This is a genomic window from Exiguobacterium sp. s40 (genome assembly GCF_018617905.1).
Lineage (GTDB): Bacteria > Bacillota > Bacilli > Exiguobacteriales > Exiguobacteriaceae > Exiguobacterium > Exiguobacterium mexicanum_A.
Genome location: NZ_JACSLC010000016.1, coordinates 44,314 through 63,092, shown reverse-complemented (window position 1 = coordinate 63,092; position 18,779 = coordinate 44,314). Strand labels below are relative to the sequence as shown.

General features: G+C 52.6%; 19 protein-coding genes and 2 other annotated features. Of the genes, 5 read left to right on the top strand and 14 right to left on the bottom strand.

Annotated elements, in window-relative coordinates; all coding sequences use genetic code 11:
- Positions 1–436: 436 nt before the first annotated feature.
- Complete coding sequence (locus KNP02_RS12930) at positions 437–1,270, bottom strand: TerC family protein (RefSeq protein ID WP_214709827.1); 834 nt, start codon at positions 1,268–1,270, stop codon at positions 437–439.
- A 255-nt stretch (positions 1,271–1,525) separates the two neighbouring features.
- Between KNP02_RS12930 and folE2 the strand changes: the two genes are divergently transcribed.
- Positions 1,526–2,434, top strand: a complete 909-nt coding sequence (folE2, locus tag KNP02_RS12925) for a GTP cyclohydrolase FolE2 (protein ID WP_214709825.1) — start codon at positions 1,526–1,528, stop codon at positions 2,432–2,434.
- A 36-nt stretch (positions 2,435–2,470) separates the two neighbouring features.
- Here the strand turns inward: folE2 and KNP02_RS12920 are convergent, their stop codons facing one another.
- The 4 genes from KNP02_RS12920 to pta all read right to left on the bottom strand — a co-directional run bounded on the left by KNP02_RS12920 (position 2,471) and on the right by pta (position 4,756).
- Positions 2,471–2,659, bottom strand: coding sequence for a hypothetical protein (locus tag KNP02_RS12920; protein ID WP_214751550.1), 189 nt, complete (start codon positions 2,657–2,659; stop codon positions 2,471–2,473).
- Entirely contained in the window at positions 2,635–2,934 is a 300-nt protein-coding gene (locus tag KNP02_RS12915) for a rhodanese-like domain-containing protein (RefSeq protein ID WP_214709821.1), read from the bottom strand. Before KNP02_RS12915 ends, KNP02_RS12920 begins: the two co-directional genes overlap by 25 nt.
- 36 nt (positions 2,935–2,970) lie before the next feature.
- Entirely contained in the window at positions 2,971–3,690 is a 720-nt protein-coding gene (locus KNP02_RS12910) for a DUF2711 family protein (RefSeq protein WP_214709819.1), read from the bottom strand.
- A 76-nt stretch (positions 3,691–3,766) separates the two neighbouring features.
- Entirely contained in the window at positions 3,767–4,756 is a 990-nt protein-coding gene (pta, locus tag KNP02_RS12905; RefSeq protein ID WP_029594589.1) for a phosphate acetyltransferase, read from the bottom strand.
- A 338-nt stretch (positions 4,757–5,094) separates the two neighbouring features.
- On the opposite strand from pta, the gene hemQ reads away from it, so the two are divergent.
- A complete protein-coding gene (hemQ, locus tag KNP02_RS12900) occupies positions 5,095–5,868 on the top strand; it encodes a hydrogen peroxide-dependent heme synthase (protein WP_021066007.1) in 774 nt (257 codons plus the stop codon).
- A gap of 239 nt (positions 5,869–6,107) precedes the next feature.
- Here the strand turns inward: hemQ and KNP02_RS12895 are convergent, their stop codons facing one another.
- Positions 6,108–7,043 (bottom strand): ATP-grasp domain-containing protein, encoded by a 936-nt coding sequence (locus KNP02_RS12895; protein WP_214709817.1) that lies wholly within the window; start codon positions 7,041–7,043, stop codon positions 6,108–6,110.
- 155 nt (positions 7,044–7,198) lie between these two features.
- Here KNP02_RS12895 and KNP02_RS12890 point away from each other — a divergent pair, with 155 nt between their 5' ends.
- On the top strand, positions 7,199–8,695 hold the full coding sequence (locus KNP02_RS12890; protein WP_214709836.1) for a potassium/proton antiporter: 1,497 nt from the start codon (positions 7,199–7,201) through the stop codon (positions 8,693–8,695).
- A gap of 114 nt (positions 8,696–8,809) precedes the next feature.
- Positions 8,810–9,253: an Hsp20/alpha crystallin family protein gene (locus KNP02_RS12885; protein ID WP_214709815.1), complete on the top strand. Its 444-nt coding sequence runs from the start codon at positions 8,810–8,812 to the stop codon at positions 9,251–9,253.
- Positions 9,254–9,279: 26 nt separating this feature from the next.
- On the opposite strand, the gene trpA is transcribed toward KNP02_RS12885, so the two are convergent.
- Genes trpA through trpD form a run of 5 tightly spaced genes read right to left on the bottom strand, consistent with a single transcriptional unit; the run spans position 9,280 to position 13,514 of the window.
- Complete coding sequence (gene trpA / locus KNP02_RS12880; protein ID WP_214709833.1) at positions 9,280–10,056, bottom strand: tryptophan synthase subunit alpha; 777 nt, start codon at positions 10,054–10,056, stop codon at positions 9,280–9,282.
- Positions 10,056–11,237, bottom strand: a complete 1,182-nt coding sequence (gene trpB, locus KNP02_RS12875) for a tryptophan synthase subunit beta (protein ID WP_021066001.1) — start codon at positions 11,235–11,237, stop codon at positions 10,056–10,058. The genes trpA and trpB overlap by 1 nt, the downstream gene beginning before the upstream one ends.
- A complete protein-coding gene (locus KNP02_RS12870; protein ID WP_214709813.1) occupies positions 11,219–11,791 on the bottom strand; it encodes a phosphoribosylanthranilate isomerase in 573 nt (190 codons plus the stop codon). The genes trpB and KNP02_RS12870 overlap by 19 nt, the downstream gene beginning before the upstream one ends.
- On the bottom strand, positions 11,767–12,528 hold the full coding sequence (gene trpC, locus KNP02_RS12865; protein WP_214709811.1) for an indole-3-glycerol phosphate synthase TrpC: 762 nt from the start codon (positions 12,526–12,528) through the stop codon (positions 11,767–11,769). Before trpC ends, KNP02_RS12870 begins: the two co-directional genes overlap by 25 nt.
- Positions 12,525–13,514: an anthranilate phosphoribosyltransferase gene (trpD, locus tag KNP02_RS12860; RefSeq protein WP_214709809.1), complete on the bottom strand. Its 990-nt coding sequence runs from the start codon at positions 13,512–13,514 to the stop codon at positions 12,525–12,527. Before trpD ends, trpC begins: the two co-directional genes overlap by 4 nt.
- Before the next feature lie 56 nt (positions 13,515–13,570).
- Positions 13,571–13,795: a binding site (T-box leader), on the bottom strand.
- Positions 13,796–13,845: 50 nt separating this feature from the next.
- Positions 13,846–14,075 (bottom strand) — a binding site (T-box leader).
- 195 nt (positions 14,076–14,270) lie between these two features.
- Between trpD and KNP02_RS12855 the strand changes: the two genes are divergently transcribed.
- Complete coding sequence (locus KNP02_RS12855) at positions 14,271–15,632, top strand: amino acid permease (RefSeq protein WP_214709807.1); 1,362 nt, start codon at positions 14,271–14,273, stop codon at positions 15,630–15,632.
- A 90-nt stretch (positions 15,633–15,722) separates the two neighbouring features.
- Here KNP02_RS12855 and KNP02_RS12850 read toward each other — a convergent pair whose 3' ends face one another.
- The 3 genes from KNP02_RS12850 to KNP02_RS12840 form a co-directional block, all read right to left on the bottom strand.
- Positions 15,723–17,258, bottom strand: a complete 1,536-nt coding sequence (locus KNP02_RS12850; RefSeq protein ID WP_214709805.1) for a murein hydrolase activator EnvC family protein — start codon at positions 17,256–17,258, stop codon at positions 15,723–15,725.
- Between the two features lie 461 nt (positions 17,259–17,719).
- Positions 17,720–18,085, bottom strand: coding sequence for a DUF423 domain-containing protein (locus tag KNP02_RS12845; RefSeq protein ID WP_034779481.1), 366 nt, complete (start codon positions 18,083–18,085; stop codon positions 17,720–17,722).
- A 13-nt stretch (positions 18,086–18,098) separates the two neighbouring features.
- On the bottom strand, positions 18,099–18,704 hold the full coding sequence (locus KNP02_RS12840) for a trimeric intracellular cation channel family protein (RefSeq protein ID WP_021065994.1): 606 nt from the start codon (positions 18,702–18,704) through the stop codon (positions 18,099–18,101).
- Positions 18,705–18,779 lie beyond the last annotated feature (75 nt).

Sequence of the window (18,779 nt, the reverse complement as noted above, 5' to 3'; positions counted from 1 at the left end):
TTCTCCATATGGTCGGATGACTCTCGTCCCATTCCGATACCCGCGGAGGGGGCGAGGAAATCTGACGGAATCACGAACTTTTGTTCGTTATGTTTGTCACAGGGACATCCAAAGGGTTCGCAAGCAGGCGATTCATCTCCCACCTACGCTGGGCTTCGCCCGAGACGCTTAGAGGTGGGAGAATTCTCGCCAAGTTTAGTTAAATACAGTTCACCTTTCGAATTTCTTAGTTCTTCTTTTTCGAGAGTACTGTCTTCACCGTAACCAATCAACTCCCAATCTGTTACATCAATCACTATATTCGACCCCCAAATGTATCAATACAATATATATTTTATATTTATCTAATGGTCATAATAAAAGACGAATCAGTTTTCGAGTTACTAAAACTGATTCGTCTATACTTTACATTATTTTGTAGAGATTAGTTATTCGATTAGGATTTGGCAGCGGCTGTCGGTTTTGAAGAGAACCAACCCCATACCGCGATGCCGACCATGACCGACCAGAAGAACAATGTCCATGCCGTCGAGTGAACGAATCCGTCCGGAAGACCCATGAATTCGAACGGTGTGCCGGCAATCAATTTCTTGAAGCCAGGGTGTTCAAGGACGAGCACCGTCAACTTCACACCGACCCAGCCGACGATGATGAAAGCAGCTGTCTCGAGTGATGGGCGTTGATGTAACAACTTGACGAAAATACGCGCAGCGAAACGCATCAAGATGACCCCGATGAGTCCACCAGTTAAGACGACGAAGAACTGACCTGAGTCGATGCCGCCGATCTCACCGAGACCGAGTGGCGGCAAGCTGACCGCGAGCGCGACCGCTGCGAGAATCGAATCGACCGCGAAGGCAATATCGGCGAACTCGACTTTAGCAACCGTCCACCAGAACTCTTTCTTCGTGACCGGCTTCTCTGTGACAGCCGTCTCTTCTTTCGCCTCAGCAGCGAGATCTTGTTTCGGCTCCATCTTACGGGCCTTATAGGTCATATACAGGTGCCGCGCGCTCATTCCAATCAAGTAAAGCGCACCGAGCGCCTGGACTTGCCAGACGTTAATCAAGAATGAGATCAAGAACAAGGCGATGAAGCGGAAAACGAACGCTCCAAGTAATCCGTAAAATAGTGCCTTCTTCTGCTCTGTCCGCGGCAAATGCTTGACCATGACCGCCAAGACGAGCGCGTTGTCTGCAGAAAGTAGCCCTTCAAGACCGACGAGTACGACGATAATCCAAGCGTACTGCAGGATTAACTGCCAATCCATTAAAACATCCCCTTTTTCTGTTGTGTTCCTTCATATTTAAGAGTGATCTATTTTTTAAGTTCACAGGAACATTTTATTCCCCATTTAGATTGAAATCAATCTTCTTTTCTTCAATTGCTGAAGTTTTTTATTTGTGAGCACGTTCAAAGCACGTTCAAAGAGCAAAATGGTACCCGGTCGATGTACATTTCGTGATAAAATCCTAACAAGAACGAGTGGCAGTCATTTGCCCTCTCAAAAAAGGAGAATCCGATTATGTCTACAAGCCATGTCGCTTTACCTACTAAAGCAGAACGACATAAATTATTCGGTTCGGTCCCGCCGATCAAAGGCACGAAGCCAACTGAAAAAGATAAAATGATCGATCTACAAAACACACCAAAAAACTTCTTGTTCGCGCTCGACAGCGTCGGCATCTCAAACGTCAAACATCCGGTCAACATCGAGACGCCAGACGGCATCCAAGCGACGGTCGCCACGTTCGAGTTGACGACATCGCTCGTCCAAGACCGTAAAGGCATCAACATGTCGCGTCTGACAGAACAGCTCGACGCGTACCATACGCAAGGCTGGACGTTATCGAACCGCTCGCTCATCGAGTTCGCGCAAGAACTCGCTGAACGCATGGAACAGACGGAAGGTCAATTGACGGTCCGTTACCCATGGTTCTTTAGCCGCAAAGCCCCGGCCACAGGTCTCAGCGGTCTTATGAACGCGGACGTCATGCACAACGTGACGTATAACTTAGAGACCGGGATGGCGAGCGTGACGGTCGGTCTCGTCATCAACGTGACGACGCTCTGCCCCTGCTCGAAAGAAATCAGTGAGTACAGCGCCCACAACCAACGTGGCTACATCACGATTGAAGCCGGTCTCGATGAAGCATCGCTCGACGGTTTCGACTGGCGTCTCGCACTTCTTGAGGCAGCTGAGTCGAACGCATCGGCCCCGCTTCACCCTGTCTTGAAACGTCCGGATGAGAAGCGTGCCACGGAAATCGCGTACGAGAACCCGCGTTTCGTCGAAGACATGGTCCGCTTGATCGCGGCTGACTTGTATGAAATGAAACAAGTCGTCAACTTCTTCGTCGAATGCCGCAACGAAGAGTCGATTCATCAGCACGATGCGATTGCCTCAATCACATTTGATAAGCGCGATAACTAAAAACGAGTGAAGCCTACGCGGGCTTCACTCGTTTTTCTATAGGTTTTGGACGAGTCGAATCGTCAACATCACGACGATGACGATGATCCAGACAGCCCAGACGAGCCTCCATTTATCGCCATCGACTCGTTTGACGAACGTATAGACGGTCAAATAGAGTGCGATTAACAGCGGGATGACGACCCATGGATTGTCGAGCATCACGCCTCGATATCGCCGTCCCACGCGAGCATGCCGCCTTCGACGTTGACGACCTTATAGCCTGCTGACTCCAAATAGTCGCACGCCGTCACACTGCGGCCGCCTGAGCGGCAGATGACGTGATAAACGTTATCTTTCGCGAGCTTGTCCGTGACGCCAGGAAATTCAGACAGCGGATAGAGCGGCACGTGCGGGATATGGCCCGCGTCGTACTCGTCTTGTTCGCGCACGTCGATGATATGGAGTGATTCGCCGTTCTCGAGCTTTTCACGTAATTCAGTTGCATGGATGTTTTGCATGGTAGTTCCCCCTTAATAGTGTTGTCCCCTACTAGTTTACCTCAGTTTTCGATCAAGCAAACTCCAATTGATTGTCGTGTTTTCATCACAATAGAAGCCTTCGAGTTCGCACCGCTCGACCACCTGCTCGACCCAAGCTCGGCTGCCACAAATCAACGTGAAATGGCTATCCCAAGGCGGTACGATGAGCCAATCATGTTGATGTCCGAAGAACGTCCGATGCCGCATCCCCCACGTATCGGAGGTTAGCGTCTCCCGAATGTTGATGAGATGCCGTTCCGTGCAGAACTCGTCTCCGCTACACATCCACTCTTCTCCCATCCCAAGAAGTGCTCGTAACACCTGATTCTCTAAAAGATTCGACAGCTCCCCTTCGCCTGGTGGAAGTACGTTCTCGCGATTGCAAAATTCGATGATCCGATTCGCACCTTCTTGATCTTCGGCATGCGGTTTCAGCGCCGCAATCATCGTCCGGAGTGCGTGATTGATGCGTTTGATGTCATCGAAATCAAGTCGGCGGCGCATATCTGCCCATGTGATGGCCCGAAATTGCTGTTCGACCTCGTTTTTATCCAACTCGACATAACGGTCAACCGCGGTCGGGTCGTCTTTCGGGACCAGAAACGGATGAAACACGACGAATACTGTTTCGAACACCCCTTTGTAATACGTTTTAATTGGATAATCATCCCCGCCACCGAACATGGCGTACCGATGCCCTTCCGGCAATGTGATGATGCCTTCCTCTTCATCCATTTCCTCGCCCCCTTTTCCAATAGTTTACAATGTGACCACAAAAAAAGCATCCTCCGCTCAGGAAGGATGCTGCGACTTACGCTTCGTTGCGCTCGTCGATGGCTTGTGCCGCTGTGATGAGCGTCAATTTATAGACGTCCTCTTCGTTACAGCCACGCGACAAGTCGTTGACCGGCTTGTTGAGACCTTGAAGGATTGGTCCGATCGCTTCGAATCCGCCGAAACGTTGAACCATCTTGTAGCCAATGTTTCCGGCTTCGAGGCTTGGGAAGACGAAGACGTTCGCATTTCCGGCTACTTCAGAGCCTGGTGCTTTCTTCGCAGCCACGCTCGGTACGAACGCCGCATCGAATTGAAGTTCGCCGTCGATTGGAAGGTTTGGCGCCTTCTCTTTGGCGAGACGTGTCGCTTCGATGACTTTTTCTGTCTCTGGCGACTTCGCTGATCCTTTTGTCGAGAAGCTGAGGAGCGCGACTTGCGGCTCGATGCCGAACGTCTTCGCTGTCAACGCTGACAAGTAGGCGTTCTCGGCGAGGTCAGCCGCATCCGGTGCGATGTTGATGGCGCAGTCCGAGAAGACGTACTGCTCGTCGTCACGTACCATGATGAAGACGCCTGACGTCTTTTTGATGCCTGTTTGCATCTTGATGATTTGAAGGGCCGGACGGACCGTATCGGCAGTCGCATGCATCGCACCTGAGACGAGACCTTCTGCTTTTCCTGTGTGGACGAGCATCGTACCGAAGTAGTTCACGTCTGACGACAACAATTCACGTGCCTGTTCCGGTGTCGCTTTACCTTTGCGGCGCTCAACGAACGATTCGACGAGTGTATCGATGTCTTCGTACGTCGCTGGGTCGTATTGCGTCAAACCTGAGATGTCAAAGCCGTGCTTCGAAGCGACCGCTTCGAGTTCAGCTTTTGGTCCGATGACGATCGGTTCAACCATGCCATCATTTTTCAAACGGACAGCGGCACCGAGGACGCGCTCATCGATCCCTTCTGGGAAGACGATGGTCGGGCGAATCGGGCTGACTTTTTGTTTCAACGTGTCAAATAGTTTCATAGTGAATGAACTCCTTTTCGATTAGAAGAAATCGGATTTTTTCTCTCTCGGACGCTCTCGTCCATATGCGAGTTTTATTATACACAGTACGATTTTTAAAATAAACTATTCTGCCCATTTCGTCATAAATCGCTTGAAATCAATCATTATATGAATAGAACAGTTTACCATTTTCGACTGATACAGCCCATTGTGAAGCCGTTTTCAAAAATCTTGCTCCCTATCTCTTTACCCCGCCCGGAGTATGACTATCCTCACGGCGGCGTCAAATTTGCCAGACGGTCAAACGTGTATGGTAAAATAGTCAGCGAAGCCTAGTCTCGAAAGGAGTTTTTTTAATGTCAGAACGTCCAGCACCGACAACCGAAACGCAACACGCAGCCGCCACGTTAGACGGTTGGTATACGCTCCATGATTTCCGCTCCATCGATTGGACTCGTTTAAAAGCAGTCGACCCAACCGCCCGTCAAGAGATGATTGACGAGTTCGTCGCCTTCCTCGGCTCACTCGAAGAGGTCGAGACACGCGGTGAAGGAAGCCATGCCTTTTACTCGATCCTTGGTCAAAAGGCGGACGTCGTCTTGATGGTCCTTCGTCCGACGTTCAAAGAGCTCGAGCAAGTCGAACTCGCTCTTCGGAAGACGAAATTGTACGATTACATGATTCCAAGCTATTCATACGTGTCTGTCATCGAACTCGGCATGTACCGAGGTTCTGGAGACGGTGACCCGTACGAGAACCCTCACATTCGGGCCCGCCTCTATCCGACACTCCCGAAGGCGGCCCACATCTGCTTCTACCCGATGAGCAAGGCTCGTCGCGACGGGGACAACTGGTACACGTTGTCGATGGATGAGCGCAAAGACCTCATGTATCGCCACAGCATGATCGGCCGCAGCTATGCCGGCAAGATTCAACAGTTCATCGGCGGTTCGACCGGTTTTGACGGTTGGGAGTGGGGCGTCACCTTGTTTGCGGAAGACTCGCTCCAATTCAAAAAGATCGTCTATGAGATGCGTTTTGATGAAGTCAGTGCCAAATATGGCGAGTTCGGTGACTTTTATGTCGGGAACATCCTTCCAAAAGAAGAACTCGGCACATTCCTCGGGTAATCGAGGTTTACGCTATCATACCCTCGGGAATCATTGTTGTAGAAGCAACATAACAATGATCAATGAGGTGAACAACGATGCGCGTGTTCAAGGAATCAGATCGAGACACTGCGAAACGTTTAGATTCGTTCATCGAACGAATGGCATCGACAGCAGAACTAGTCCAACTTCGATTTGAACAACAATTACAACATACACAGCAAAAGGGTCAGGCAAAAGCCTGACCCTTTCTTCTGTCTTTATTTCGTCGTGACCGCCAAGGCGTCCCCAAGGAACGTCGCAAGTTCGAGCATACCGTACTGCCCCGCTTTCGCTTCGGCGTCAGAATTATAGTTCGTGTTCGTGTTGACGTCATACGCGTAAACGTTCCCGTCCGCGTCTTCGATGATTTCAATCCCCGCGACCGCAATCTCGTTCTTCTGGAGGAACGTTTCCAACTGTCCGATGATTGGGTCATTGAATCCTTCGACGATTTCAAACTTCGCCGGTGGTGTCTTGCCGACCGGGCAAAACTGGTCTTCAATCGAGCAGGCGTCGGCCGGACAGAGTTCGAAACCGTCTGACGTATCGACACGCACCGCGTAAACGAATTTACCACCGATGAACTCACAGCGTGTGATGTACGGTTTGGGCGCCTCGATATATTGTTGGATGAGCGTAATTCCGTCAATCGATTCCTCGAACGTCGGACCCTCGACGTATGCCTTCAACGCATCGATCGAATGGAACAGTTGAACACCGAGTCCTTTGCCGGCTCGGTTATGTTTCGTGATGAACGGCGTCATCCCGAGCTTCTCGGCCGCCTCGATGATTTGGGCTTTCCCGACGGCCGCAATCGTCTTCGGCACCCGAATTCCCTCTTGGCGGAGCGCCGTATACTGATTGACCTTGCTCACTTCGAGCCGAATCGCGCGTGTGCCGTTGAAGACGGTCCGTCCGTTCGCCTCGAGCCAAGCGAGCACACCTTCTGTCAACTCCGGCGCGTACCGGTGCCCCCGTGTGTGCGACGAGGCACTCATCCGGTTATAGAAGACGCCCTCTGGCGGCTCGGCCGCGATGTCGATGATGCCTTGATCGAGATGCCACAGCTCATATGGAAGTGATAATTCCTCGAGTCGTCGGACGAGATGGTCCGTCCATTCGTTGTTTTCGTGGAGCACGTGAATTTTGGCCATGTGAATCCCCCTTTTGATTGTCCTTACTTTACCATATCCATATCCGATTATTCCAATCTGCATAATCGACAGTGCGTTGATTCTTACTTCATAACCATTTCATGGTATAATGAACTTAATAATACAATGCGACTATTAACGTGAAGAAGGAAGTGATGTGTTTGACCGCACCGATTTTGAGTACCGATTTTTCGATTCTTTTATTTGGTCTGCTCCTTGTCGCCGGCGTGTTAGCCACACGCGTATCGACTCGTTTCGGCTTGCCTGCCTTAATCCTGTTTATGGGTATTGGCATGCTGATGGGTAGCGATATTACTGGGCTGATTTTCTTCAATGACACCAACCTCGCTCAAATGATTGGGGTCGCGGCCCTCGTCGTCATCTTGTTCGAAGGTGGACTGCAGACGAAATGGTCGTCGATTCGAAGTGTGCTTGCTCCGTCCGCTTCGCTCGCCACGATCGGCGTCTTGTTGACGACCGGACTTATCGCCGTGGCCGTTCGTTTCGTATTTGGTTTCGACTGGATTGAATCTTTCCTGTTCGGCGCGATCATCGGTTCAACCGATGCGGCTGCCGTCTTCGCCGCCTTTAAAGGAAAGAATATCTCGCCGAAAGTCGGCGCGACACTCGAAGCCGAGTCCGGCACGAATGACCCAATGGCAATGTTCTTGACGATTCTCGCCCTCGATTTCATGTTAAAACCCGACACGACGATTTGGGACGGTCTCTGGATGTTCGTCCTGCAAATCATCGTCGGGGCGTTCGTCGGTTACATGCTCGGAAACTTATCCCGTCTCATGCTCAATCACTTACGACTCGAGTCGAGTGGTCTCCATGCGGTCCTCATGATTTCGATGGCGTTCATGACGTACGGCGTCGCTGCTTACTTTGCGGGCAGCGGACTACTCGCGGTCTACCTCGCCGCGATGATCGTCGGAAATGCGCATACGGCCCACGAAGTAACGATCGTTCAATTTTCCGAGGCGCTCGCCTGGATCATGCAAATCATCATGTTCGTCATCCTCGGTCTGCTCGTCTTCCCGAGACAGTTGCTCGACCCCGAGCTCATCTGGAAAGGCTTGTTGATTTCGTTCATCCTGATGTTCATCGCCCGGCCGATCGCCGTTTATTTATCGACGATCACCATGGAATTCACGAACAAAGAGAAGTTATTCATCTCTTGGGCCGGACTGAAAGGCGCCGTCCCGATCGTCCTTGCCACGTTCCCGCTCATCGCAGGCATCGACAACGCCCAATTGATTTTCAACGCCGTCTTCTTCGTCGTCGTGACGAGCGCCTTGATTCAAGGCACGACACTGACACCGCTCGCGGCGAAACTCAATTTGCTCGGGCCGGATAAAATTCGCTCGCCGTATACGATCGCACTCGTCTCGAGCAAGCAATCGCAACATCAGCTCGTCCCTTACGTGGCGACCGAAGAATCATCAATGATTGGAAAAACGCTCGCTGATATCACCTTGCCACCGAACACGGTCGTGAATGCAATCGTCCGTCAAGACTATCTCATCCCGCCGACGGGCCAGACGAAAATCGAGCCAGGCGACTTGTTATACGTCCTCGCCTCGACGTATCGCCATGACCAACTCGATCGCAAGTTCGGGGAAGACGGGTTAGAGCGCGTCGAATTGTGACTCTCGTTTCTTCAATAAACTGTCACGTCGATTACGTTTATCCCTAGCTAAAAACGGACACAGTAAAAGTGACAACACTTCTACTCTGTCCGTTTTTTTGAAGGGGGAATTTGTATGTTCGATTTGACGCCATTTCGGAAGAATGAACTCGATCGATTGCGCAAAGACTTGTTTGGGGATGTCTTTGATCGGATGAATCATCTGTTCGACCCGAAAGACGGGGCGACGTCGTTCCTCGACTCGTTCAAACTCGACGTTCGGGACCAGGACGGCCAATACGTCATCGAGGCCGAGATGCCAGGTATCAAAAAAGATAACATTCACATCCGCTACGACAAAGACTATCTCATCCTCTCGGTCGACCAACGTGAAGAGAGGGAAGAAGACAAAGACTACGTCTATCGGGAACGCCGCGTCACATCGATGCAACGTTCACTCTATCTACCGAACGTGAAAGAAGATGCCATCAAAGCGAAACTGTCAGACGGCGTGCTCCACTTGACCGTACCGAAAGCCGATGACGGCTCGAGCACCCGCACCATTGAAATCGAAGAATAAATAAGGATCGTGCCTAGGCACGACCCTTATTTTTTTGCGTTGACCGTCCGCGCCGATGCAATCAACGTGGCCACGTCCTGTTCACGTCCCGCATGGAGCGCCTCGACGATGAAACTACCGACGACGACCCCGTCACAGGCTGATCCGAGCGTCCGGACCTGATCGGTGCGATGGACACCAAAACCGGCGAGCACCGGTACGGGCGAACGTGCCGTCAACGAACGCAAGTGCTCGAGTAACTCATCCGGGAACACGTCCGTCTTCCCAGTCGTCCCTTTGAGCGTCACCGCATAGACGAATCCTTCCGCCTGATCCAAAATCGTGTCGATGCGGGTCTGACTGCTCGTCAAGGTGACGAGCGGTACGACCGCGACTCCGTGACGATTGATGCCAGCGAACAAATCGAGGCTCTCTTCAAACGGCAAATCGGGAATGATGACGCCGCTGACCCCAGACGCTGCCGCCCGCTCGAAGAAACGCTCGACCCCGAACCGGAACACCGGATTCAAGTACGTCATCAAGACGATCGGCACCGAAAAATGACCCGTTCCTTCTATTAAATGGTCCAACACGTCCGTCAACGTCACACCTTGTTCGAGGGCGCGCATTCCAGCCGCCTCGATGATGGGACCGTCTGCCACCGGATCCGAGAATGGAATTCCGAGTTCGATGGCCGTCGCTCCCATCGCTTCTAGCCGTTCAATCGTCGGAATCAAGTGATCGAGTCCGCCGTCCCCGGCCATGATGTACGGGACGAACGCCGTCCCTTCACTCCGCTGTCGAATCGCTTCATCTAATCTCATCATTGAGTCACCCTTTCTCGAATCGTATGAACATCCTTATCCCCGCGACCAGATAGACAGATGACGAGCACGTCGTCCTCGTCCATCGTTTGGGCGAGCGTTTCCGCATAAGCGAGCGCATGCGATGACTCAAGTGCCGGAATAATCCCTTCTTGGCGGCTGAGCGACATGCAGGCTGCGAGTGCGTCCTCGTCCGTGACCGCCGCGTAGCGGACCCGTTCGATATCTTTCAAGAAGCTGTGTTCTGGTCCGACACCCGGATAATCGAGTCCGGCCGAAATCGAGTGGGCTTCCTGGATTTGCCCGGCTGCGTCCTGGAGCACGTACATGAGCGACCCGTGAAGCACCCCGACCTCGCCCTTCGTGAGCGTTGCCGCATGCTTGTCCGTGTCGACACCGCTCCCTGCTGCCTCGACACCGTATAAGGCGACTGTTTCGTCATTCAAGAACGGATAGAACATGCCCATCGCATTGCTACCGCCGCCGACACAGGCAACGACCGCGTCAGGGAGACGACCTGTCTTCTCGAGCACTTGACGACGTGTCTCTGTCCCGATAACGCTTTGGAAATCGCGGACCATCGTCGGGAACGGGTGCGGTCCGAGCACCGACCCCATCACGTAATGCGTGTCATCGACATGTTTGACCCAGTAACGGAGCGCCTCGTTGACGGCATCTTTTAACGTTCGACTCCCCGACTTAACGGGAACGACTTTCGCACCGAGTAACTCCATCCGAAATACGTTCAATTCTTGACGTTCGACGTCGACCTCACCCATGAAAATCGTACATTCGAGATTGAGGAGCGCACATACCGTCGCCGTAGCGACTCCGTGCTGTCCGGCGCCTGTTTCGGCGACGACTTTTTGTTTGCCCATTCGTTTGGCGAGGAGCGCCTGGCCGATCGTGTTGTTGATTTTGTGGGCACCGGTATGGTTCAAATCTTCTCGTTTTAAATAGACATTCGTCCCGAGGCGGCGGCTCATGTTCTCCGCATAATAGAGTGGCGTTTCTCGACCGACGTATTCGCTGAGGAGATCGTTGAAGCGTTCCTGGAATTCAGGGTCTTGTTTCGCTTCCTCGTAAGCCACTTCGAGCTCTTCGACTGCTTGCATGAGCGTCTCAGGGATATATTTTCCGCCATATGGTCCAAACTTTCCGTTCACTGGTTGTGTATACATCGTGTTTCCTCCTTGGCGCGTCGGATGAACGCGCGAATCTTATCGTGATCTTTCTGTCCGTTCGTCTCCACACCACTCGAGACATCGACGCCGTCCGGTCGCATGGCGCGAATCGCCGCGCCGACATTGTCGACTGTCAATCCACCGGCGAGCCAAAACGTCTGTTCCGGCCGTTCGAGCGTCTCCCAATCGAGCGCCTGCCCACTGCCCGGTGTCGGCGCGTCGAGTAAAATGACGTCAGCCTCCGACTGGTGATTCGCTTCGATGAGCGGAAGCTCGAACTGACGGAACGCTTCAAGCGGACGCGTCCGACGGTGCAGTTGAATGTCGGTCAAACCACAAGCGACGGCAGCCTCGACTTCTTCAACTGTCGGGTCGAGAAACACGCCGACGACCCGAACTTCATTTGGAATCAACCGTCGCAACCGCTGCGCTGTCGCGATATCGATTTGGCGCGGGCTATCCGCAAACACGAACCCGATGGCGTCCGCTCCCGCCTCTACCGCCGTGACGACACTGGCCTCGGTCGTCAGTCCACATATTTTAACGAACATGACGTCAACTCCTCGATCAAGGCTGTCGGGTCGTCCTGTCGCATGAGCGCCTCTCCGACGAGAATCGCCCGGGCCCCGGCTGTCTGTAACCGACGGGCCGCCTCTCCTGTGCTGACACCGCTCTCGCTGACGAACGCGACATCGGGATACTTCGTCATCAAGTCGACCGATGTATCGAGCGATACCTCGAACGTCTTCAAGTTCCGATTATTGATGCCAATCAACACATCTCCGAGTTCGAGTGCCGTCTGGAGCTCGGCCTCATCGTGTACTTCGACGAGCACGTCGAGGCCGATTGATCGGGCATACGTCTTCAAGGCGTGGATCCGGCTCGGATGAAGCGCCGCGACGATTAACAGTGCTGCACTCGCCCCGGCCGCTTTGGCCCGGTCGAGTTGCCGTTCGTCGATGATAAAATCTTTACAGAGGACCGGGATTTCAACGGCGGCCGCGACGTCGCGCAAGTCGTCGAACGAACCTTGAAAATACGTCTCGTCCGTCAAGACGGAAATCATTGTCGCTCCCGCCCGTTCATACGTCCGGGCCCGGCTCACGACGTCCACTTCGCCGCGAATCAACCCTTTCGACGGAGAAGCCCGTTTAATCTCCGCGATGACATGAAACCCTTCCCCCATCAATCGCTGTAGCGAGATCGGTGTCGTCTTCGCCACCTCGATGTCTTCCATTTGATTGACCTCTTCGATTTTCGTTCCGATGATTTTCGTCAAGTAGCTCATGCGCCAACCTCCGTTCGTTGTAACTGTTTGAGTACGCGGATGGCGTGCCCTTCATCAATGCTTGCCGTTGCCACCGCGACACCTTCACGAAGCGTCTGGACCGTCCCATATGTGCAGAGGGCGAGCGCGGCGTTCAATAAGACGACGTCTCGCGCCGGTCCCTGCTCTCCGTTCAAGACGGCCAGGAGCGTCGCCGCATTCTCAGCTGGTGTCCCGCCTTGCAAGGCCGACAGCGGAGCTCGCATCAATCCGACGTCGCGCGGGTCGACGGTGTAACGGGCCACTTTGTCGCCGTTGAAGAACAAGACGTCGTTTCTGCCGGCGAGACTCGCTTCATCCAGCCCGCCCGCCCCATGGACGACCATTCCGCGCTCGACGCCGAGGTGGCGCATCGCCGTCGCCATCTTCTCGATGAGCGATGGATGGTACACGCCGATCAATTGCCGCTTCGGCTTGAGCGGGTTCGTCAACGGGCCGATTTGATTGAAGATGGTCGCCGTTGCGAGTCGTTTCCGGACCGGCATGACGTGTTTCATGACCGGATGGATGTGTTGGGCGAACAAGAAGCTCAAGTTCGTCCGCTCGAGGTCGGCGAGCATCGCCTCATGACTTTGGACGATCGGGATATTCAATGACTCGAGGACGTCGGCACTGCCTGACCGGCTCGACACGCTGCGATTCCCATGTTTGGCGACCGGGATATCGAGCCCCGCCAAGACGAACGCGACCGTCGAGCTGATATTGAACGTGTTCGCCCCGTCGCCGCCCGTGCCACAGACGTCGAGCACAGGAAGCGCCGTCTCGGGGAACGTTGCCGCCTCACGGATATAATCAGCGAGTCCGGCCATCTCCTCGGCCGTCTCACCGCGCGCTTTCATGGCGAGTAACACCTCGGCGATTTGCGCTTCGTCGGCTTGGAACAACTCGGCCGCCGCCCGTTTCATTTCATTCGTCGTCAATGGGTTCGTCAATAGTCGTGTTAACATGTCCGTTCCTCCTCAAGCATTTTGGGTATAAAAAAACTCCATACGACGTCTGTCGTATGGAGGACGGTATGGACCGCGGTGCCACCTCTCGTTGGATCGATTGATCCCACTTTCCGATGCTATCACATCGTATCCCGATAACGGAGGAAACCGTCATGACCTACTTGATTCAGCCATGCTCTCATGAGCCCATTCACGTGATGGCCTCGGCCGGGATCCCACCACCCCCGGCTCTCTTGACGAGACTTGTTCACGCTACTCTTCTCAATCACTGATTTATGATGTGTTGAAACGAAAAAGGGTTACCCGCCCGACTCATAGCTTGCGCTATGAGAAGGACGAGTAACCCCGTGGTGCCACCTTCGTTGGTTCCGTAGAACCCACTTCACGGACAATCATCCGCTTCCCCATGGTAACGGTGGGTGACCCGCTAAAGCCTACTAAAAGTTTCGGTTTAGAGCTCGGAAGTCCATTCGCGACGTCCCGCATACTGATTCACACCAACCATCAGCTCTCTGTCATACGGGGACCGTCGTTACTTCTCTTCGTCGACGCCTTTATTCGTTTCAGTTAAGTTAACTCGTACTATACAGGCCAGGAAACTTCCTGTCAAACAAAAGCGTGCAAAAAAACTTTGCTTCTATAGGTGCGGCCGAATCGATACCGCTTTTTACGATTTCGCGAGTTGACACCCGATTTTTTTGTCTGCTATAGTCGTCCCCAACAACACTTCACTCAACTAAAGGAGAATCAACTTTGGAAACTAGCAAATTAAAACGTGAACTGTCCACACGGCAGTTGACGATGATTTCGCTCGGTAGCGCCATCGGGACGGGCCTCTTCCTCGGAAGCGGGCTCGCCATCCAAACGGCAGGACCGAGCGTGCTCGTCAGTTACGCCATCGGGGCGTTCATCGTCCTCTTACTGATGGGCTGTCTCGCCGAGATGACGGTCGCCCATCCGACCTCAGGCTCATTCGGCACGATCGCCGAGCGATATGTCCATCCACTCGCCGGCTTTTTGGTCCGCTACTCGTACTGGGTCGCCAACGTCCTCGCCATCGGCGTCGAAGTGAGCGCGATCGCCATCTATATGCGCTACTGGTTCCCCGATGTGAACGGATTCGTCTGGGTCGCCGTATTCGGCGGTTTGCTCATCTATGTGAACGCCCGGCACGTCCATACGTTCGGGACGACCGAATACTGGTTATCGTTCATCAAAGTGACCGCCATCATCCTCTTCATCGTGCTCGGGGCAGCCACGCTGTTCGGTCAACCCGGTTCACCAATCGAATCGATCACGACCGGTGATGAAGGTTTCTTCGCCTTCGGGTTTTACGGGATGTGGGTGACGATTTTCATCTCGCTCTTCAGTTTCCTCGGGACCGAGCTCGTCGCCGTCACGGCCGGCGAAGCGAAAGACCCGGACCGTGCCGTCCCGAAAGCGTTGCGCGCGACCGTGTTCCGCTTGACGTTCTTTTATCTCATCACGATTGGCATCATGCTCATGCTCATCCCTTGGCAGCAAGCCGGGATCGATCAAAGCCCATTCGTTCTCGTCATGCAGCAGTTCGACGTGCCTGGCGCAGCCGGCATTTTAAACTTTGTCATCTTGATCGCTGCCTTGTCAGCGATGAACGCTCAGCTCTATGCTTCAACGCGAATGATGTATTCCCTCGCCGAAGCTGGTGATGCTCCGCGTCTCTTTAAAAAAGTCAGCACTAGCGGGATTCCAATGCCCGCCTTGCTCGTCTCGACATGCGGAATCATTCTCGCGGCGCTGCTTCAAGTGTTCATGGAATCGTCGTATCCGTTCCTCATGGGGATCTCGATGTTCGGAGCGATTTTCACATGGTTCATGGTGTTCGTCTCGCATTTGTTCTTCCGCAAAAAATGGACTGGGCGCAAATTGCCGGTCCGCATGATCGGATATCCGTTCCTACCGTTACTCGGTGCCGGGCTTTTGCTCAGCCTCATGATCACGACATGGTTCACCGATTTCAACATTTTGCTCAAGTTCGGGATTCCGTGGTTGGTCGGATTGACCATCGTCTATCTCGTCCGTGAACGGTTCCGTAAAGCGAACAATCAATCAGACGATATCGAACAAGCGAACTGAAACAAGCGCCTATCCGTAACGGAGAGGCGCTATTTTTTTCGCATACATAAAAACGAGCACCGGTCACGATTGACGGGTGCTCGTTGAACATCAGAAGAACTGACGTGGATTGACTGTGCTGCCCGCGCTCGTTCCCGAGTACGAGTAGCTGCCTTGATGGATCTCGAAGTGAAGGTGCGGGCCTGAAGAGTTACCCGTGTTACCAAGTCCACCGATGTTTGATCCTTGCGTCACACGTTGACCGGCACTGACTGAGACCGAGTTCAAGTGCGCATAAACCGTTGTCCATACTTGTCCGTTGATGACGTGGGCGATCATGACGTGATTCCCATATGCTCCACCCCAGCCGGCACGGATGACCGTTCCGGTTGCCGAGGCACGGATTGGCGTCCCGACAGGTCCTGCAATGTCGACACCGTTATGGAACGAGTAGCCGAATTGACCGCTTGCCGGTCCCCATCCTTGTGAGAAACGACCCGTTGTCGGTTGAATGAACATCGCGCCAGACGGTGCTGGTGCTGACGTCGTCGGTGCAGTTGGTGCTGGTTTCGGTTTTGGCGCTGGTGCAGGCGCTGGTTTCGGTGCTGCCGGTTTTGGCGCTGGTGTATTATTTTGTGTCGTTTGGTTTGAAGATGCAGATGACTGGGTATTATTGTTACTGTTCTGCTGTTTTTGAGCTGCTGCTCGTTCTGCCTCGGCTTTAGCCGCTGCCGCTCTTGCTTCTTCTGCTTGACGCGCTGCTGCTGCCGCTTGAGCCGCTTCCGCTTGACGAGCTTCTTCAGCCTTGCGTGCCGCTTCTTGACGAGCCGCTTCTTCAGCGCGACGACGTGCTTCTTCTTCCTCACGACGCTGTGCTTCAATTTCAGCCGCAATCGCTTCTTCTTGGGCGATTAACGTCGCTTCGATTTCTTGAAGGTCGAAGATTTGCGATTCAAACTTAATATTCTTCTTCTCGAGCTCTTTGATGCGGGCTTCGCGCTCTTTCATCTTCTTCTCGAGTTGAGCTTGGCGCACTTCAAGCGCTTTTTGTTGTTTCAAGAGCGAAGCACGCTCTTCTTTGAGTGAGGCTTGCGCTTCTTTTAACGATTGGCGCGTCGCTTCGTAATCTTCAAACAACTCTTGGTCGCTCCGTTGAATCGTTCCGGCCGTGATCATGCGTGTGATCAAGTCCGAGAAGTTTTTCGAACCGAAAATAAACTCCGCCCAGTTGATTGAGCCGCCGCCGTTCGTTTGCATCGTGGCCATGCGCTCTTTCATCATCTCTTCTTGGGCTTTCATCTTCTTCTCGTAACCTTTAATATCTTTCTCGAGGTCTTCAATCTTCAATTCAGTCCGCTTGATTTCTTGGCGTTTTGCCGCGACATCGTTGATGATGTCTTGAAGCTGGGCGTCCATCTTGTTGACTTCCGTTTGGACTTTCGAGATTTCATTTTTGTTTTGCTTGATTTTCGAAGACGTGTTCGATTGGTTCTGTTTGACGTTATTTCGTTGCTCTTGCACTTTTTTCTGCTGTTCTTGTTTCTCCTTGATTGACGTCGAGGCATCAGCCACCGAGTGCGTCCCAAGAAGAAGCGCGCTAAGCGTAAGTGTCGAGACGGTGCGTTTCCAATTGATCAATGGGGACATCCTTTCTAGTTTAAGGGGTTGGCGTTCACGTTCTATTTAAGTTCAGTCGTTTTGCTATGTAACAAAAACGGTTAATTTTTTAGTTTGAACACGACTAATTATATCGAACTGTCGAATGTTTTCCTGTTAAAGTTATATTTCACTTTTATTACGACTGATGATGCGAAGACTTCATGTAGCTCCCCACTCCTTTATATTTCAACATTTTTTCACTTTTCTTTTCTCGAAACACTTATGTAACAATAGTTGAAAATAGGAAATCATTGACCTTATATTTAAATAACGTTATCTAGTCGTTTTTCTAAGTCTAACCATTCCCAAAAAACGTAAAAAAGGGCCCGGTTGGTGTCTCGCTCAAGGCGAAGAAGCCAACCGGGCCAATTGTTCGTTGTCGTGTGAAGACGAGGGCTCTCACACTTAGAATGTTACACGACGACTGTTAATCACACGTTAACGTTTGATTACAATTTGAGCGCACCGATGATGACGAACACCCAGGCTGCGATAAACAAGACGCCGCCAATTGGCGTGACCGCCCCGAGCTTCGTAATTCCAGTCAATGCCATGACGTATAGACTGCCTGAGAAAAAGAGAATTCCTGCAAACATGAGCCAGCCTGCTGTGTTGAACTGGCTAATGCTCACTTTCATCAAGATGCTCGCTAAAGCGATGATGCCGATGGCGTGAATCATATGGTAGAGCACGCCGGTTTGCCAGTTGGCGAGCATGTTCGGTGCCAGACGTTCTTTCAAAGCATGGGCCCCGAACGCACCGAGAGCGACGCCAAGCGCCATTAAGGCGGCGCCGATGATGAGCAATAGTTTCATACTAATTTCCCCCTTATCGCACTTTCCGTGCAGGTAAATTCCACTTCCGATAGTAGGATATCACTCGAAGCGTCGCCACGACAATTAATAGCGCATACACCGCAAGCCCACCTTCGAGCCGGAAATAATACGTGACGACCGCGATGATGATGGCCCAAATCGCATATACTTCCGATTGTAAGACGAGCGGCTTACGGCCGGCCAACAAATCACGGACAACACCCCCGCCGACACCTGTCAAGACGGCAGCCGCAATCGCTGCCGATAATGGTAAATCCAGTTTGATGGCGACTTGTGCGCCTTGAAACGAAAAGGCGACAAGCCCAATCGCATCGACGATGACACCCCAGCGTTCCCAATGGGGCAAAACGACGCTCGGCAGCAGGAAGATGAGCAATGCGACAAGAAAACAAAGGATGAAGAGATCATTTTGTTGCCAAATCAAGCTGACGGGGTTGCCGAGCAAGACGTTTCGGATCGCTCCGCCGCCGAAGGCTGTCGTAAAGGCGAGCAACCACACCCCAAAAATATCATATTTCTCGTCCATCGCGATGATGGCACCGCTCGCCGCGAATGCGATTGTTCCGACGACGTTGAGTAATTCCCACTCCATAAACATCCCTTGCCCTTTCTTGAAAGCATTCTGTGGTAAAGTTAAGATACAAAAAATCAGATCAGTCGAGCGACTGCTTGT

Coding starts and splice junctions, on each gene's coding strand:
- KNP02_RS12930 (WP_214709827.1), bottom strand. CDS start 1,270: ATGGATTGGCAGTTAATCCTGCAGTACGCTTGGATTATCGTCGTACTC.
- folE2 (WP_214709825.1), top strand. CDS start 1,526: ATGTCTACAAGCCATGTCGCTTTACCTACTAAAGCAGAACGACATAAA.
- KNP02_RS12915 (WP_214709821.1), bottom strand. CDS start 2,934: ATGCAAAACATCCATGCAACTGAATTACGTGAAAAGCTCGAGAACGGC.
- KNP02_RS12910 (WP_214709819.1), bottom strand. CDS start 3,690: ATGGATGAAGAGGAAGGCATCATCACATTGCCGGAAGGGCATCGGTAC.
- pta (WP_029594589.1), bottom strand. CDS start 4,756: ATGAAACTATTTGACACGTTGAAACAAAAAGTCAGCCCGATTCGCCCG.
- hemQ (WP_021066007.1), top strand. CDS start 5,095: ATGTCAGAACGTCCAGCACCGACAACCGAAACGCAACACGCAGCCGCC.
- KNP02_RS12895 (WP_214709817.1), bottom strand. CDS start 7,043: ATGGCCAAAATTCACGTGCTCCACGAAAACAACGAATGGACGGACCAT.
- KNP02_RS12890 (WP_214709836.1), top strand. CDS start 7,199: ATGTGTTTGACCGCACCGATTTTGAGTACCGATTTTTCGATTCTTTTA.
- KNP02_RS12885 (WP_214709815.1), top strand. CDS start 8,810: ATGTTCGATTTGACGCCATTTCGGAAGAATGAACTCGATCGATTGCGC.
- trpA (WP_214709833.1), bottom strand. CDS start 10,056: ATGAGATTAGATGAAGCGATTCGACAGCGGAGTGAAGGGACGGCGTTC.
- trpB (WP_021066001.1), bottom strand. CDS start 11,237: ATGTATACACAACCAGTGAACGGAAAGTTTGGACCATATGGCGGAAAA.
- KNP02_RS12870 (WP_214709813.1), bottom strand. CDS start 11,791: ATGTTCGTTAAAATATGTGGACTGACGACCGAGGCCAGTGTCGTCACG.
- trpC (WP_214709811.1), bottom strand. CDS start 12,528: ATGAGCTACTTGACGAAAATCATCGGAACGAAAATCGAAGAGGTCAAT.
- trpD (WP_214709809.1), bottom strand. CDS start 13,514: ATGTTAACACGACTATTGACGAACCCATTGACGACGAATGAAATGAAA.
- KNP02_RS12850 (WP_214709805.1), bottom strand. CDS start 17,258: ATGTCCCCATTGATCAATTGGAAACGCACCGTCTCGACACTTACGCTT.
- KNP02_RS12845 (WP_034779481.1), bottom strand. CDS start 18,085: ATGAAACTATTGCTCATCATCGGCGCCGCCTTAATGGCGCTTGGCGTC.
- KNP02_RS12840 (WP_021065994.1), bottom strand. CDS start 18,704: ATGTTTATGGAGTGGGAATTACTCAACGTCGTCGGAACAATCGCATTC.